This is a genomic window from Citrobacter sp. RHBSTW-00524 (assembly GCF_013747755.1).
GTDB classification, from domain to species: domain Bacteria; phylum Pseudomonadota; class Gammaproteobacteria; order Enterobacterales; family Enterobacteriaceae; genus Citrobacter; species Citrobacter braakii.
In genome coordinates this window covers 2,025,718-2,041,280 of the sequence record NZ_CP056421.1, presented here as the reverse complement: position 1 = coordinate 2,041,280, position 15,563 = coordinate 2,025,718, and the positions used below count along the sequence as shown (strand labels likewise).

At 51.7% G+C, this 15,563-nt stretch carries 13 protein-coding genes, 2 pseudogenes and 1 other annotated feature; of the genes and pseudogenes, 5 read left to right on the top strand and 10 right to left on the bottom strand.

Annotated elements, in window-relative coordinates; genetic code table 11:
* Window positions 1-2: 2 nt before the first annotated feature.
* From pduV to HV229_RS09675, 3 genes are all read left to right on the top strand, one after another.
* Window positions 3-455 (top strand): propanediol utilization protein PduV, encoded by a 453-nt coding sequence (pduV, locus tag HV229_RS09685; protein WP_181547442.1) that lies wholly within the window; start codon window positions 3-5, stop codon window positions 453-455.
* Window positions 440-1,654, top strand: a complete 1,215-nt coding sequence (locus HV229_RS09680; RefSeq protein WP_016156883.1) for an acetate/propionate family kinase — start codon at window positions 440-442, stop codon at window positions 1,652-1,654. Before pduV ends, HV229_RS09680 begins: the two co-directional genes overlap by 16 nt.
* Before the next feature lie 92 nt (window positions 1,655-1,746).
* Window positions 1,747-2,613: an L-threonine kinase gene (locus tag HV229_RS09675; RefSeq protein WP_046275680.1), complete on the top strand. Its 867-nt coding sequence runs from the start codon at window positions 1,747-1,749 to the stop codon at window positions 2,611-2,613.
* A 40-nt stretch (window positions 2,614-2,653) separates the two neighbouring features.
* Here HV229_RS09675 and HV229_RS09670 read toward each other — a convergent pair whose 3' ends face one another.
* The 7 genes and pseudogenes from HV229_RS09670 to phsA all read right to left on the bottom strand — a co-directional run bounded on the left by HV229_RS09670 (window position 2,654) and on the right by phsA (window position 9,906).
* On the bottom strand, window positions 2,654-2,989 hold the full coding sequence (locus HV229_RS09670; RefSeq protein WP_003834176.1) for a DUF496 family protein: 336 nt from the start codon (window positions 2,987-2,989) through the stop codon (window positions 2,654-2,656).
* 238 nt (window positions 2,990-3,227) lie between these two features.
* Entirely contained in the window at window positions 3,228-4,286 is a 1,059-nt protein-coding gene (locus HV229_RS09665) for an FUSC family protein (protein WP_016156885.1), read from the bottom strand.
* 86 nt (window positions 4,287-4,372) lie between these two features.
* Window positions 4,373-4,840: a DNA gyrase inhibitor SbmC gene (gene sbmC / locus HV229_RS09660; protein WP_080858874.1), complete on the bottom strand. Its 468-nt coding sequence runs from the start codon at window positions 4,838-4,840 to the stop codon at window positions 4,373-4,375.
* Window positions 4,841-4,963: 123 nt separating this feature from the next.
* The gene (gene dacD / locus HV229_RS09655; RefSeq protein WP_032931656.1) at window positions 4,964-6,136 is read right to left on the bottom strand and encodes a serine-type D-Ala-D-Ala carboxypeptidase DacD; all 1,173 of its coding nucleotides are present in this window, start codon (window positions 6,134-6,136) and stop codon (window positions 4,964-4,966) included.
* 138 nt (window positions 6,137-6,274) lie between these two features.
* Window positions 6,275-7,042: a thiosulfate reductase cytochrome B subunit gene (phsC, locus tag HV229_RS09650; RefSeq protein ID WP_019077107.1), complete on the bottom strand. Its 768-nt coding sequence runs from the start codon at window positions 7,040-7,042 to the stop codon at window positions 6,275-6,277.
* The gene (gene phsB / locus HV229_RS09645) at window positions 7,039-7,617 is read right to left on the bottom strand and encodes a thiosulfate reductase electron transport protein PhsB (RefSeq protein WP_016153548.1); all 579 of its coding nucleotides are present in this window, start codon (window positions 7,615-7,617) and stop codon (window positions 7,039-7,041) included. The genes phsC and phsB overlap by 4 nt, the downstream gene beginning before the upstream one ends.
* A gap of 14 nt (window positions 7,618-7,631) precedes the next feature.
* Window positions 7,632-9,906, bottom strand: a pseudogene (gene phsA, locus HV229_RS09640) (thiosulfate reductase PhsA).
* 400 nt (window positions 9,907-10,306) lie between these two features.
* Here phsA and sbcB point away from each other — a divergent pair.
* Window positions 10,307-11,731 carry an exodeoxyribonuclease I gene (gene sbcB, locus HV229_RS09635; RefSeq protein ID WP_181547440.1) on the top strand — a complete coding sequence of 475 codons (1,425 nt, stop codon included), beginning with the start codon at window positions 10,307-10,309 and terminating at the stop codon, window positions 11,729-11,731.
* Window positions 11,732-11,789: 58 nt separating this feature from the next.
* On the opposite strand, the gene plaP is transcribed toward sbcB, so the two are convergent.
* The 3 genes and pseudogenes from plaP to HV229_RS09615 form a co-directional block, all read right to left on the bottom strand.
* Complete coding sequence (gene plaP, locus HV229_RS09630; protein ID WP_003834188.1) at window positions 11,790-13,151, bottom strand: putrescine/proton symporter PlaP; 1,362 nt, start codon at window positions 13,149-13,151, stop codon at window positions 11,790-11,792.
* 214 nt (window positions 13,152-13,365) lie between these two features.
* Window positions 13,366-14,350: pseudogene (locus HV229_RS09620) on the bottom strand (LysR family transcriptional regulator).
* Window positions 14,351-14,391: 41 nt separating this feature from the next.
* Window positions 14,392-15,216 carry an SDR family oxidoreductase gene (locus HV229_RS09615; RefSeq protein WP_136392093.1) on the bottom strand — a complete coding sequence of 275 codons (825 nt, stop codon included), beginning with the start codon at window positions 15,214-15,216 and terminating at the stop codon, window positions 14,392-14,394.
* Between the two features lie 174 nt (window positions 15,217-15,390).
* On the opposite strand from HV229_RS09615, the gene hisL reads away from it, so the two are divergent.
* Window positions 15,391-15,438 (top strand): his operon leader peptide, encoded by a 48-nt coding sequence (gene hisL / locus HV229_RS09610; protein WP_100250077.1) that lies wholly within the window; start codon window positions 15,391-15,393, stop codon window positions 15,436-15,438.
* Window positions 15,414-15,536, top strand: a sequence feature (His leader region). Its footprint overlaps the gene before it by 25 nt.
* Window positions 15,537-15,563 lie beyond the last annotated feature (27 nt).

Below are 15,563 nucleotides of genomic sequence, written 5' to 3'. Positions count from 1 at the left end.
TCATGAAACGCATAATGCTAATTGGCCCCAGCCAGTGCGGTAAAACGTCACTCACGCAGTGCATGCGGGGAGAGGCGCTTCACTATCAGAAGACCCAGGCCATTGTCTGGTCTCCCACAACGATAGACACACCGGGTGAATATCTCGAAAACCGCTGCCTGTACAGCGCGCTGCTGGCCAGCGCCTGTGAAGCAGACATCATCGCGCTGGTTCTCAATGCTGACGCGCCGTGGTCACCTTTTTCTCCAGGTTTTACTGGCCCGATGAACCGACCCGTTATCGGCCTCGTCACCAAAGCCGATTTAGCCAGCCCGCAGCGTATTTCTCTCGTGGAGAGTTGGTTAGCTCAGGCTGGCGCGCAAAAAGTATTTGTCACCAGCGCGCTGGAGAATACCGGGGTCGATGAGATGTTCATTTTTCTGAATGCAAAGGAACCTTCATGTCTCACAAAATAATGGCCATTAATGCAGGTAGTTCCTCGCTTAAGTTTCAGCTTCTGGCGATGCCGCAGGGTGAAATGATTTGCCAGGGACTGATCGAGCGTATCGGTATGTCTGATGCGCAGGTCACCCTAAAAGCACCAGCGCAAAAATGGCAGGAGACTTTGCCCGTAGCCGATCACCGTGAAGCAGTAACGCTGCTACTGGAAAAACTGCTCAGCCACAATATTATCAGCAGTCTGGAAGAGATCGACGGCGTTGGCCATCGCGTCGCACACGGTGGAGAATCCTTCAAAGATTCCGCGCGGGTAACTGATGAAACACTGGCGGAAATCGAACGCCTTGCGGAACTGGCACCGCTTCATAACCCGGTTAATGCGTTGGGGATTGCGGTATTTCGCCAGCTACTGCCGAAAACGCCGGCCGTTGCGGTTTTTGACACGGCTTTTCATCAGACCCTTGATGAGCCTTCTTTCATCTATCCCCTGCCCTGGCGCTACTATTCAGAGCTGGGTATTCGTCGTTATGGTTTTCATGGTACCAGCCACAAGTATGTCAGCGCTCAGCTTGCTGAAAAGCTGGGCGTGCCGCTCAGCGCCCTGCGGGTTGTTTGTTGTCATCTGGGCAACGGCAGCAGCATCTGCGCTATCAAAGGCGGACACTCGGTGAATACCTCCATGGGTTTTACGCCGCAGTCTGGCGTAATGATGGGCACGCGAAGTGGCGATATTGATCCATCCATTCTGCCGTGGATTGCCCTGCGTGAAGGCAAAACCCCGCAGCAGCTCAACCAATTGCTCAACAATGAGTCCGGATTACTCGGAGTTTCTGGTGTTTCACCCGACTACCGGGATGTTGAACATGCCGCAGATACGGGCAATCACCAGGCAGCACTGGCATTGACGCTTTTTGCCGAGCGGATTCGCGCCACTATTGGCAGCTATATTATGCAGATGGGCGGTCTGGATGCGCTGGTGTTTACCGGGGGAATTGGTGAAAATTCAGCGCGTGCTCGCGCCGCGATTTGCCACAACCTGAATTTCTTAGGTCTGGCCGTTGATGAAGAAAAAAATCAGCGTAACGCCACCTTTATTCAAACGGAAAATGCGGTGGTTAAAGTGGCGGTGATTAATACCAATGAAGAGCTGATGATAGCCCAGGACGTTATGCGTTTAGCGATATCAGAAACTGTGACATTGGGCATTCCCGCCTGATATTGCCGCACCGCAAATTGCGGCAAATCATGGTAATAGCGCGATCGCCATGACACTATGCGCCGAGGATTGCTGAACACAAAGGTGAAGACGTGGCTGTTGCGCAATGTCCCGCATCGTGCGGAGAACTTATCCAGGGCTGGATTCTGGGCAGTGAGAAACTGGTCTCCTGCCCGGTCGAATGGTATAGCACCGTTGAGGTCACTTCAGGCTCACCGCTGACAGATGAACGTCCACTTTCTCGGGCAATGGTTGACAGGTTATTACAGCACTGGCAGTACCCGGCGCATCTCAGTCAGGATATCCGGATAGATGTTCAGTCAACCATTCCCATCGCGAAAGGAATGGCCAGCAGCACTGCGGATATTGCCGCCACGGCCATCGCCGCAGCGCATTATCTGGGTCATCAACTGGACGAGCCAACACTGGCACAGCTTTGCGTTTCTCTGGAGCCAACCGACAGCACCGTTTTTCGTAAGCTAACCCTTTTCGATCATAACAACGCTTCCACGCAAATTGGTTGTGAAGCTCAGCCTCAACTCGATCTGCTGGTTCTCGAAAGCCCTGAAACATTGCGTACCGCGGATTATCACCGTATTCCACGTCATTCCGGCTTGCAGGCGGGAGCTGCGGCCCTCCAACGGGCATGGGAAAAAGTACAGGAAGCCTGTATTAGCCAAAATCCTTACCGGTTGGGAGAAGCGGCTACGCTTAGCGCAATCGCCAGCCAATTGCTGTTACCAAAACCGGATTTTGATTCACTATTAGCACTGGTGGAAGAATGTGATTTATACGGCGTCAACGTCGCGCACAGCGGCAGCGTAGTCGGACTGATGCTGGACAGAAATCGTCATGATGTGGATTACATTAAATGGATGCTGACGCAGAAAAAACTTACGATTCACTGGCCAGAACAGCATTTGTTACGCATGGTAACGGGCGGGGTCGAACTGCAATAAGGGTCGCCGCACGGCAGCGACCCGGACAAGCATAAAATCGTTACTCGGCTTTCGCTTCGCCGTTTTTCACTTCGCCCATGGCTTTCAGCTTTTTAGAGATATCGCGGCGTTCTTTAGAGATCTCGGCGTTTTTGATGATGTAGTCATCAACACGATCTTCATAATCGCTTTTCATGCTGGCAATGATGCCCTGAATCGCTTCCACGCTCATACCTGGCTTGATGTAGTCGCTCAGGTTGTCCAACAGCAGAACGCGTTTCTGGTTGTCACGGATCTTTTTCTCAACGTCCTGGATTTCACGTTGCAGTTTGTTTTTACGACGGAACAGACGAACAAATTCCAGCACGTCCTGGAAAGAAGGCTTGGTAGTTTCCATTTTTACACCCCTGATAATGTGAGATTCGGATTCGTTAAAACAACGGCTAAAGTGGGTCAACATTACTTTCATGCCCGCCATACTTCAAGTTGCATCTGCATCGACAATGCATGGTTGAAACCTGAGTTATCGAGGGTAAAGCCATTGCAGTTACCAATGGTTTTAGCCTTTTTCAGTATCATACCTCTAATCTTTGCTGAATCGAAGCAGCAGTAGAACCAATCCCCTCATCTGCTCTTTATTTGCGCAGTGCGCGACAGATTAAATGTGAAAGTAACTCGAGTTGTCGAGCCATCTCCATGTTCAACCAAACGTAGCCGTGAATGGGCGTTTCTGCGACATTATCGCCTTTATGCTCAGCAATAAGCTGACGCAGCTCTGCCACGGTGTCATTGAGCTTTTCCGTATTGGCAAGCACCGGCTGCGGATTACCTTCATACAAGGCGTGGGTTATTGTCAGTAGTGCCTGCTGGGTCCTGAGCTGAGTTTCACGCAGCGTATGCGCATTCAACATGACAAAGTGGCTGGTACGGCTGGCCCACAGCGCATTAATTTGCAGCTCGAGCATGCAGACCAGATTGCGATTCACCGTCTGAATAGCCTCAAAGATCGACTTTTGAATGCGGGTTTCCTTGCTGGCAGGAGCGATGAGCCCACGCATTTTGACAACGTCGCTCAACAGTTGTTGTAAATGCTTCTCCAGCCGCGGTTGCTCGAGCAGATTGGGGGATAGCGCGGCCTGATACACCCGATTGTACCCCGTGACGCAATGCGCCAGTTGGATACGCCAGTGTATAAATGCTCGCTGCGGCCAGATGCCGGTAAACAGCATCGCCAGTAACGACCCCAGAATAACATCACCACCGCGCCATAACGCGGTATTCATATCTCCGGCAGGCGCACCCACGACCACGGCAAGCGTTATGCCAATCAGTAGCGCCTGATACGGCCTTTTCCCCAGCGCCAGCCAGCCGCAGAGAAACATCGCTACCGCGCACCATATCAGCATTAACGGCAGCGAGAAGAGTTCCAGACGCAGGGCAACCAGTCCCAGGACCGAGCCCAGGATCGTGCCGCCTATACGTTCAAAGGCCCTGGGAACAACGTTACCCCAAAAAGATATTGGCCCCATGATCACCACCAGCGTGATCAGAGGCCATGTACCTTCGGGAATGTTTAACAGGCGTACCAACAGAAAAGTAAGGAGAAACGCCAGCGCAATGCGAATACCATGCACCACACGATAATGACGATACAAACGAATTTCAAAAGGACTCAGCGATTTGTCTGCACGCACTCATGCACTCCGTCAGGGAATAGCAAAGAAGCGAATTGTACCTGTTTTTAGCGTGAAAAGATCATCCTGATTTACACCCCAAACAGTTACTTCGTCTGCACTGGCACGTACATTTCAATGTCCCAGTAACCGTCCTCCATGCCATTGTTCATATAAACTTCAAAGCAGGGTTTAGCGGCTATCGTATAAGTTGTATCCTGCAACAGGCGCTCGAAGAACTGATACCAAGGCGTCGCAAAATCGTGATTCTCAACGCGCGCAACGGCGACAGCATAGTCGCCACCCGCCAGTTCGGTGAGGATCACCCCTTCGCTGTTTTCCGGGATTTCAAAACCTTCAGGCACAGAAACCACGGTATCACAGCGCAATTTTTCCGCAGGAACAACATCAGGGTTGTCGTAATAAACAGCAATCCATTCCAACGGCACAATCTGTTTACCGTCGACCCACTTCATTAATTGCTCAAACCCCTGCTTCACCGTTTGTTCCCACGGTCCAACCATATGGAAACCGGCAATCATGCGTTTTTCGACCTGCTTTATCTCGTACTCCATACAACCTCCACTGTTACACTGTATTTATATACAGTGTAATTTCTGGCTATGTCGGCCACAAGGAAATAGTGATTATTATGTGAGCAGATTCGCACTCTTGCCAGTCAGACGCATCAGGAAAAACTACGCCTTGTGGTGGAAATAGTCGCTCAGGCGCGAGAAAACGCCGCCTTCGCCGACGGATTCCAGCGTAACCAGAGGCCAATGCGCCACCAGCTTATCCCGATCGTAGAGTTCAATTTCCCCCACACGTTGATGTGCAGCGATGGGAGCAACCAGCTCTTTCTTATCAAGGACATATTTTGCTTTGATGTTAGGGACTTCTGCTTTAGGCAGGGCCATCCAGAAATCCTGCTCGGTTCCGAGGCTGATTTTTTCTTTATCGCCATACCAGATCCGTTCAGTGCCAACCTGCTTACCGCTACGCAAAACCTGCACTGTATCGAAGTTGTGTTGCCCCCATTGCAGCAGTTTACGCGCCTGATCTTCGCGCCCTTTCGCACTCTCCGCACCCATCACCACTGCAATCAGACGGCGCTGACCATCGACGGCGGAAGCAATCAGGTTAAACCCGGCACCGGACGTATGCCCTGTCTTCAGGCCATCAACGTTCATGGTTTTATCCCACAACAAGCCGTTACGGTTTTGCTGTGTGATGCCGTTCCAGGTAAGGCTTTTCTCACTGTACATATGGTAGAAATCCGGTTCCCCGTGGATGATAGCGCGAGACAACACGGCCAGGTCGTACGCCGAGCTATGCTGACCCGGCGCATCCAGACCATGTACCGTTTCAAAATGGGTGTCCTGCAGGTTCAGTTTTTGCGCATAGTTGTTCATCATCGCGACAAACTGCGGCTGCCCTCCGGCGATGTAATCCGCCAGTGCCACGCAGGCATCATTACCGGAATCAACAATTAACCCACGGCTGAGGTCACGTACCGAAACGCGATCCCCTTCTTTCAGGAACATCAAGGATGAACCGACAAATACCGGATTATCTTTTGCCCATGCATCGCGCCCGACGGTCACAATATCTGTCGGACTAATACGCTTGCTGTCAATTGCGCGATCGACAACATAGCCAGTCATCAGTTTCGTCAGGCTGGCAGGATTGCGCTGCTGGTGTTCATTACCGGCTGTCAGGATTTGGCCCGTGGTGTAATCCATTAACACCCATGCCCCGGCAGTAATCGCAGGAGGTTGTGGGGCGAAGCTCACGGCATCGCTCGCCCAGGCGGGCGAAAAACTCATCGTTAATAGTGAAGCGGCAATAAACAAACGGCGTTTCAACAGCATGTCCTCAGGAAAGGGAGAAATAGCCGTTCTTTTTACGGAAGTTCTGTCGAACAAACATGGATAAATTGCAAGAAAATGTGACATAAAGCACATTTTCTTGCTATCAGGAAAGGGTTTCAGAGACAAATCTCGCCGGAACTACCCTTTACGCGGCGCGGTCTCTGCGTGATGACTGCGATGGCGGTGATAACCATCGATCATACTGCGAAAAATTTGTCCTGGCGTGTCACCCAGCGTGCACAGGTAAATATGCGCGCAGATGAACAGTAAGCCCACAATCGCTAACGCCATATGCAGCACCAGCATCACCGGCCCCGCCCCTACCACCTGCGGGTAGAGACATAGCAACCCGGTGATGATCAGTAGTGGAACCAGTGCGTACATGATGGCCAGGTAGGCCAGCTGTTGCAGCGGGTTAAATTTGTCCTCTGCCGTTGCGGCAAACGGGTGCGGCTCACCTTTCATAATGCCATACAGATAAAAGCGTGTTTGCAGCAGGCAGCGTGATATCAACCCGCTAAATTTCACGCGATAATGGCAGCCGTTGCCGCTGGTTGCGTTTATTAACACAAAGCCAATCCAGAAGGCCAGCAATGCGAAGCCACACCAGGTATGTACCTGCACCATTAAGGCCACCGGTCCGACAGAAAAGTGGCCAAACAGGCCGCTCAGCAGAAGCAGGATAAAGAGCAGCGCATTACCCCAGTGCCAGCGGCGGACCGCCAGCGAATAGAGGTAGTCCCGATGCTCTTCCCCGGTTGCCGTTTTGGGCGCCAGCATCCGACGTAACAGCGCGTGCGTTACCAGGCCCGCAATCATCAGCACAATAATAACGCCTGCATAAATGAGCCACAGCGGCCAGTAGTCCGGCGCATAGTGAAGCTCTGCTCCCCAGATAGAATTCATACATTACCCTCCTGATGGATCTCTTTACGCCGATAGACACTTACCGGGCCGCTACGCGTATCTTGCTGGCGATAAACCTCTTTTTGATTAATCCAGTGCTGAATTTCCGGGTCATCGCGACGTCCAAACTTCAGCGCATCCGTCGGACAAACGGAAACGCAGGCTGGCGATTGTCCGACCTCCAGGCGAGTATCGGCGCAGAAGTTACATTTGTCGGCAATCCCCGTTTGTGGGTTGAGGTAGCGGACATGGAACGGGCAAGCGGCAACGCAGTAGTCACAACCAATACAGCGAGACTTATCCACTTGCACAATGCCATTTTCGTCACGAAATGAAGCGCCGGTAGGACAGACGCTGACGCACGGCGCATCTTCACAATGCTGACAGGAAACGCGAACAAACTGGAAGTGGGACAGCACCTCAGGTTCATGTTCGGGTGAACGGATCTGCACTTGTAGGCGACTAAATCCCTCCGGCACGTCATTCAGTACCTTGCAGGCAACCGTACACGCCTGACAGCCAATACAGCGTTTCTCGTCATGCAGCATGACATAAGGGTTTGTTGATTGATTCATGATGTTCTCCTTTCTCATGCCCGACGAAGCGTGACGCCAGCGGTGTGCACCACCGTACCGGAAACCGGACTGGTAACATGCGGAAGCAAATTACCGCAGTGAATACCGTGCGTCGTCGCCGCGGTTTTAGCTCCCGCCTTGGCGCCAAATCCCATATAAACGAACAGCGTATCGGGTCGTATTCCGGCAGTAACCAGCGCTTTGCCTTTTTCCTTACCGGTCGCATTTTCCAGCCAAATCTCATCGCCGTTTTTGATGCCTTTTTCACGGGCCGTTTGCGGGTGGATCCACACCGCGTTATCCCACATCAGCTCACTCAGCAGTGGTACATATTGCGTCGCGCCGTTGGTATGCACCGCAACTTTTCCCTGAATAAAATAGAGTTCATTGTCGCCTTTGAGGGCAAAATTGCGGGCGCGCGGAATACCGTAGCCAGGCAAAAGTGCTTCCAGCTCTTCAGAGTAGAGTTCAATTTTTCCAGACGGGGATTTAAAGCGCAGTTGCTCGCCATAGGTACCGTCGCCGTCAACCGCCACCGCGCCCGGATAACGCGCCACAAACTGACGCACTGCTTCAGGTTCCCGCAGCAGCAGCGGAATCCCCCACTCCCGATATCCTTTCTGACGCAGTTCAGCGGAAAGCGCATGATCGCCATTAAGCTGGTACAGCTGCCGTGTCTGCATATCCTGCCAGGGGGTAGAACTGCCCAAGGCCTAACTGCACGGCCAGCTCTTTCCAGATTTGCCAGCTCGGACGCGCATCCCCAATCGGCTCTACAACCTGCTGGCGCAGGGCATAGGCCGGATTCAGGCCCGACATGTCAGAGACTTCTTCATCACGTTCAAGGTAGGTGCATTCGGGTAACAGATAATCGGCATATGCCGCGCTTTCGCTTAAATAGACATCGCAACTGACCACCAGATCGAGTTGTTCGACGGTTTTGACCAGATCAGGCCGACAGGTCACGGTTTGGAAAGGATTGTGGCGGGACATGATCCATCCCTTCACCGGATACGGCGTCTGGTTTAACACGGCATCGATGATGCTTTGCACCACGCCGCCGCCCGCCGCGATGTACTTGAATTGTGGGGCAACCAAATCGATGCGCTGCGCCGTTGGCTTGGGCAATTTGGCATCAGGTTTTGCCAGCACCGGAGCGACCTTCTCTCCGGCCAGCTTATTGTAGGTCGCCGCGGCTTTTTTCTGGTACAAGCCCCCTTCACGCTCAATATTTCCCAGCAGCGCATTGAGGGTGAAAATCATACGCCGCATATCAATTTCTTCTTGCGAAAACGTCGCGCGATGGCCTGGGCTGACGATAGCATGAGGCGCACAGGCGGCCATTTCGCGGGTGACCCGAACAATGACATCAGCAGGCACATCAGCCTGCTTTTGCGCCCATTCCGGCGTGGTCTCTTGTACCGCTTCTGCCAGTTGGTCAAACCCTGTGGTGTAGCGCGCAACGAAGTCCGCGTCATACAGATGTTCATTAATCATGACGTGACACATGGCCATTAACACCGGCAAGTCGCCGCCCGGCTTGAGCGCATGCCATTCATCCGCCTTGCTGGAGAAGACTGACAAACGGGGATCGAAGCTGACCATTTTTGCGCCCTTTTCCTGCGCGGTCATCAGTTCATGCGTTTCGGCAACCTCAATACCTTCATAGAGATTGTGGCCAAAAGAGACCATATAACGGGTATTGGCGATATCCATAGCCAAATCGCCGCCCATCATCACTTTGGCGGCAATCGATTTTCCGGCAGGGCATGTCGAGGCATGCGTAAAGGTGTTTGGCGATCCAAACGCCGTTGCCAGCTGAAATAAATGACCCGAAAGCGAACCGGATTTGGAAGAGAATACGACCCCCTGAGGACCATGCTGCGCTTTTATTGCCATCATTTTTTCGGCAATTTCTTTGTAAGCCTGTTCCCAACTAATAACCTGCCATTCTCCGCTGCCGCGAGGCCCTGTGCGTTTCATGGGTTTGACAATACGGTGCGGGTCGTTGACCAGGTTAACGCCGCTGCCGCCGCGAGCGCAGACACGTGTCCCCTGTTGTGGCGCATTAGGGTTTCCCTGAATAAAAACCGTTTTATTATTAATCACCTGAGCCTGAATTGGACAGCGAAAAGAACACATCTCGCACAAACTTGGCGTCAGGGATGTTTTCCCTTTGATGCTCTCCGGAGAATTTCGCGCCAGTGCCCCAGGCGGGAAACTGCCTATCGCACAGGCTGAACAGCCTATACCCACTCCTCGCAAAAAATTACGCCGACTAATGCTCATATAACCTCCTGTTATTAGATATATCCAATAATTATATGGCGTTTGGATTATTTATTTTTTACATCAATCACATTTCATTACAATGCATGACAGCGAATTGACATAAATAAAAACCCATTGTTTATAAAAGATTTTTAAAGTTTCCAGAACACAACAAAGAAGAGGAAAATAACAATAATGGTTATCAGTTAGATTATTTACAAACCCGCAACCTCAAGATATTTTATTTCCGTAATTTATTTTTAACCGCGCGAAATTTATTAGTTAATTCCATTAATGTCCTGTTTATCTCAATTTTATTGCGTACACAATCCAGCTTCTATAATGCCATAGCTGATTATCTCGCTATTTTTTGGTATTCTTGAACCAGCGCTAAATTGATCCCGGACATAACTGAACAATGAATGACGGCAAGCAGCAACCTGGTTTTCTCTTCCACGATTACGAGACCTTTGGTACCCATCCGGCGCTGGACAGACCCGCGCAATTTGCGGCTATCCGCACAGATAATGATTTCAACATCATCGGTGAACCAGAAGTCTTTTATTGCAAACCCGCGGACGATTATCTGCCGCAGCCTGAGGCGGTGTTGATTACGGGTATCACACCGCAGGAAGCACGTGAAAAGGGAGAAAATGAAGCCGCTTTTGCTGCACGCATCCACGCCCTGTTCACCGTGCCGAAAACCTGTATCCTGGGTTATAACAACGTTCGCTTCGATGATGAGGTGACGCGCAACATCCTGTATCGCAATTTCTACGATCCCTATGCCTGGAGCTGGCAGAACGATAATTCGCGCTGGGATCTGCTGGATGTGATGCGCGCCTGCTATGCCCTGCGCCCTGAAGGCATTAACTGGCCGGAAAACGACGACGGCTTACCTAGCTTCCGACTGGAGCATTTGACCAAAGCCAACGGTATTGAGCATACCAATGCTCACGATGCGATGGCGGACGTATACGCCACAATCGCAATGGCGCAATTAGTGAAGTCGCGCCAGCCGCGTCTGTTTGATTATCTCTACAGCCATCGTAATAAGCACAAGCTGGCGGCGCTGATTGATGTCCCGCAAATGAAGCCGCTGGTCCATGTCTCTGGTATGTTCGGCGCATGGCGCGGCAACACCAGTTGGGTAGCGCCATTGGCGTGGCATCCGGAGAATCGTAACGCGGTTATTATGGTCGACTTAGCCGGTGATATTTCGCCGCTGCTCGAACTCGACAGTGACGCCCTGCGCGAGCGGCTCTACACGTCTAAAGCGGATCTGGGTGATAACCCGGCCGTACCGGTTAAACTTGTGCACATCAACAAATGCCCGGTACTGGCACAGGCGAATACCCTGCGTCCGGAAGATGCCAACCGTCTTGGCATTAACCGCCAGCACTGTCTGGATAATCTCAAAGTCCTGCGCGAAAATCCGCAGATACGCGACAAAGTGGTCGCGATCTTCGCAGATGCGGAACCCTTTACACCATCAGATAACGTAGATGCCCAACTTTATAACGGCTTTTTCAGCGATGCTGACCGTGTGGCGATGAAAATCGTTCTGGAAACCGAACCACGCAATTTACCGGCGCTGGATATCTCCTTTGTCGATAAGCGCATTGAAAAACTGCTGTTTAATTACCGTGCACGTAACTTCCCCGGAACGCTGGACGAAGCTGAACAGCAGCGCTGGCTGGACCATCGCCGCCAGGTATTCACACCGGAGTTTTTGCAAAATTACGCCAATGAATTGCAGTTATTGAGCCAGCAATATGCGGATAACAAAGAAAAGTTGATGCTGCTGAAATCACTCTGGCAGTATGCCGAAGAGATTGTATAAATCCCACGTATAAAAAAACGGAGAACATGTCTCCGTTTTTTTTAGTTAAATGCTGTTATTACGCGACATCTTCGTCGTACTGCGGTACCGGGTTGCGGAAGCTTTTGGTCACACAAGCCAGGTAAATCAGACCGATACCGGCCCAGATCAGCCCCAGAACCATTGAGCTCTCTTCCAAATTCACCCACAACGCACCAACGGTCAGCGCGCCGCACATCGGCAGGAACAGATACTGGAAGTGGTCTTTCAGCGTCTTGTTACGCTTCTCACGGATCCAGAACTGGGAGATCACCGACAGGTTAACGAAGGTAAACGCCACCAGCGCACCAAAGTTAATCAGCGCCGTCGCCATTACCAGGTCGAAGTTGATTGCCAGCAAAGCAATCGCACCAACCAGAATGATGTTCATGGACGGAGTACGCCATTTCGGGTGTACATAACCGAAGAAACTTTTCGGGAACACGCCGTCACGCCCCATCACGTACATCAGACGCGCTACGCCAGCATGCGCCGCCATACCGGACGCCAGTACGGTAATGGTAGAGAAAATCAGCGCGCCAACCTGGAAGAACTTACCGGCGACGTACAGCATGATTTCCGGCTGTGAAGCGTCTGGATCTTTGAAGCGCGAGATATCCGGGAAGTACAGCTGCAACAGATAGGTGGAGACGATAAAGATCAGGCCACCAATCAGCGCAGTCAGGAAAATCGCACGCGGGATCACGCGCTCAGCGTCTTTGGTTTCTTCTGACAGGTTGCTGATACCGTCAAAACCGGTGAACGAGAAGCACAGGATGGTAGCGCCCGTGATCATCGGGATCACGTGTGCATCACCTGACCAGAACGGACGGCTGCTCGCCAATGTACCAGCACCTTCCCCTTCGAACACGCCATAAACGACCATGCCGAGGATCACTGCAATCAGCACCACCTGCAACAACACGATTACGGTGTTGAAATTCGCAACGGATTTAAGGCTGCGCAGGTTAAAGGCTGTCATAAAGGCCACCAGCGCCACCACGAATATCCATGACGGTATCGACGGCACCAGGGCTTCAAAATAAATTTTTGCCAACAGAATGTTGATCATCGGAGCGAACAGGTAGTCCAGCAGTGATGACCACCCCACCATAAAGCCAACGGTCGGGCTAATGGATTTCTGGGCGTAAGTGTAGGCAGAGCCTGCAGACGGATAGCGACGCACCAGTTTACCGTAGCTCAGTGCGGTAAAGAGGATGGCTATCAGTGCAAAGGCGTAAGCTGTCGGGACGTGACCATCGGTCATTCCTGATACGATACCGAATGTATCGAACAGCGTCATCGGCTGCATATAGGCAAGGCCCATCATGACAACCGGAACCAGCGTAAGCGTTTTACGTAATTCCACGCGAGAGGTGTTTGGAGTAGCGTTATGCGACATGGTTATCCCCCATTACGGCGAAAACCGTCGCGTAAGCAAAAAATTGCCCCATTTTTTGTTAATCCTCAGCGACAACAACTGTCGATTTTTAAGTAAGTATCTATCCGGTACGAAGCCCGGCCTCTTTTATGAATGATTGGTTTGATGCAAAAAAATAACCGACGCGTATTAAAACGTCGGTTAATGTCATTTTTTGCAAGCGGCGTATTTTGCACTAATTTGGGGAGAAATAACAAGAGATTGAAGCAACTGTAAAAAAATATTTTTTCTCAACTGATTGATTTATCAGCATCCGTTTTAACATACACCCCGGCAATAGCACTATTTGCTAAAATCTCATCCCGCCACCAGGCGCTGGCAAGCCCGGCGGTCTGTTCATTCCACCCTATCCACACGGGTTCAAACAGAATTTGTCCGACCACTTTCTTCTCGATCAGTGCGCCGCTCTCCAAAAATCGCTGCGCCAGATAACGTGGAATATATCCGCATCCCAGACCACTAATTTGCAGCTCCAGCTTGGTTTTGAAGTCAAAAACGGTAATGGCTTCCTGATCGTCAAGCACCTGGGAACCTGAGACGTTGGCATGCTGCGCATTGTCGCCCACTACAATGGCGCGAAAACGGCGAATGGTACGACGATTTAACGGTTCCTGTTCCTGCGCCAGCGGGTGATGCGGCGCAACCACAAACACCTGTTCCAAAACCCCGAGCCGTGCAAAGCCAAATTCGCTCGCTGCAGGGGGTTCATGCATGGCGCCAACGATAATATCCGCCCGGCCCTGAGTGAGGGCATCCCAGGAGCCGCCCAGCACGCCATTGATAAATTTCAGGCGCGTCACGCTGTGGTGTTGATAGAAAGATTCGATGAGTGGGGCCAGCAGTGAAAAGGGAAACGTATCATCTACGCCAATAACCAGTTCATTCTCCCAGCCTTCGTGAAGTTTAATCGCCTGCTTTTCAAGTTCGCGGACGGTGTGCAGCACCTCCCGCCCCTTTTCCAGCAGCATCTGCCCGGTGCGGGTGAACTTAGCCCGGTGTCCGCTGCGATCGAGTAGCTGAATATTAAGATCACTTTCCAGCTTATGGACGGTGTAGCTGAGCGCAGACGGCGTCTTAAACAATTTTGCCGACGCCGCCGCGAAACTGCCCTCTTTTTCTAATGCATCGAGGATGATAAGAACGTCCAGCAGTGGTTTCATACTCGCCCCCTGGCGGTATACAGCGGCACTCTGCTGGATTGTCACTCCATCGGCATCACCAGCGGGTCAGGATACTGGTACTCAAACCCAAGCTCATTACAAATACGGTTGCCATCAATGACTTTACCTTTACCGTTATCCGTACCGCCGCAAAATTCCGGCGGCTCCATCCCCAACTGGCGGGCCATCTGCGGATAGAACACGTTACGCGCTGGATGCATAGGCGCACATATATTATAGATGTGTCCCCCTTTAGGCGCTTGCAGCAGTAACGTGATGGCAGAAACCACATCGTCCAGATGCACCAGATTGACGCCATGATGTCCGTCTGGTGCCGTCTTGCCGGCAAAGAAGCGACCAGGATGTCTTCCCGGACCGACCAACCCGGCCAGACGCAAAATATCCACCGACGTGCCTGGCAAATTGTGCAACCAGTCTTCAAGTTCTTTCAGGACACGACCGCTCGCCGTGACCGGATTACGCGGCGTCCCCTCTTTCACTGTGCCTTGCACGTCACCATAGACTGACGTCGAACTGGTAAAAATAATTCGTGGGATCCGATACGCCAGCGCGCTGTCGACCAGCTCCTGCATTGCCTGCAAGTAAAATGCTTCCCCAGGACCGCTACGACGCGCAGGCAGCGTAATAACCAGCGCATCGGCGTCCATCAGTGCATCGAGATCGTCAGCCTCACAGACCAGTTCAGGTTCCAGGCGCAGCGAATAACTCTCGATACCGCTCATGCGGGCCGCTTCCACCCCATCCAATGTGGTTTTGCTGCCGGTAACCTGCCAGCCTCTCGCCGCCAGCGACATGGCTAACGGCATGCCTAACCAACCTAACCCGACAATTGCGACCTTTTTCATGCCTTCTCTCCTGACTTTTGGCCTATAACGCAAGGCTACGCCAGCCCACGGTGGCTGACAATTCATAGTATCAATATGAAATGAATTAATGATCAAAAAAAGCCCTTGCTTTCCGTAGCTAAAGTGGTTTAGGTTAAAAGACATCAAATGAATAAACATTCATCGAGAAAATTTATGACACGCGCTCAATTCAAACACCATCATCACCATCATCCTGACTAGTCTTTCAGGCGATGTGTGCTGGGAGACGTTTAAATCTTCCAGCGGTGCATGAGCGTATGAGAAAGCCCCCGGAAGATTTCTTCCGGGGGCTTTTTTTTGTGCGTGACCCAAACTGATTCAGACAG

Coding starts and splice junctions, on each gene's coding strand:
- pduV (WP_181547442.1), top strand. CDS start 3: ATGAAACGCATAATGCTAATTGGCCCCAGCCAGTGCGGTAAAACGTCA.
- HV229_RS09680 (WP_016156883.1), top strand. CDS start 440: ATGTCTCACAAAATAATGGCCATTAATGCAGGTAGTTCCTCGCTTAAG.
- HV229_RS09670 (WP_003834176.1), bottom strand. CDS start 2,989: ATGGAAACTACCAAGCCTTCTTTCCAGGACGTGCTGGAATTTGTTCGT.
- sbmC (WP_080858874.1), bottom strand. CDS start 4,840: ATGGAGTACGAGATAAAGCAGGTCGAAAAACGCATGATTGCCGGTTTC.
- dacD (WP_032931656.1), bottom strand. CDS start 6,136: ATGCTGTTGAAACGCCGTTTGTTTATTGCCGCTTCACTATTAACGATG.
- phsC (WP_019077107.1), bottom strand. CDS start 7,042: ATGAATTCTATCTGGGGAGCAGAGCTTCACTATGCGCCGGACTACTGG.
- phsB (WP_016153548.1), bottom strand. CDS start 7,617: ATGAATCAATCAACAAACCCTTATGTCATGCTGCATGACGAGAAACGC.
- sbcB (WP_181547440.1), top strand. CDS start 10,307: ATGAATGACGGCAAGCAGCAACCTGGTTTTCTCTTCCACGATTACGAG.
- plaP (WP_003834188.1), bottom strand. CDS start 13,151: ATGTCGCATAACGCTACTCCAAACACCTCTCGCGTGGAATTACGTAAA.
- HV229_RS09615 (WP_136392093.1), bottom strand. CDS start 15,216: ATGAAAAAGGTCGCAATTGTCGGGTTAGGTTGGTTAGGCATGCCGTTA.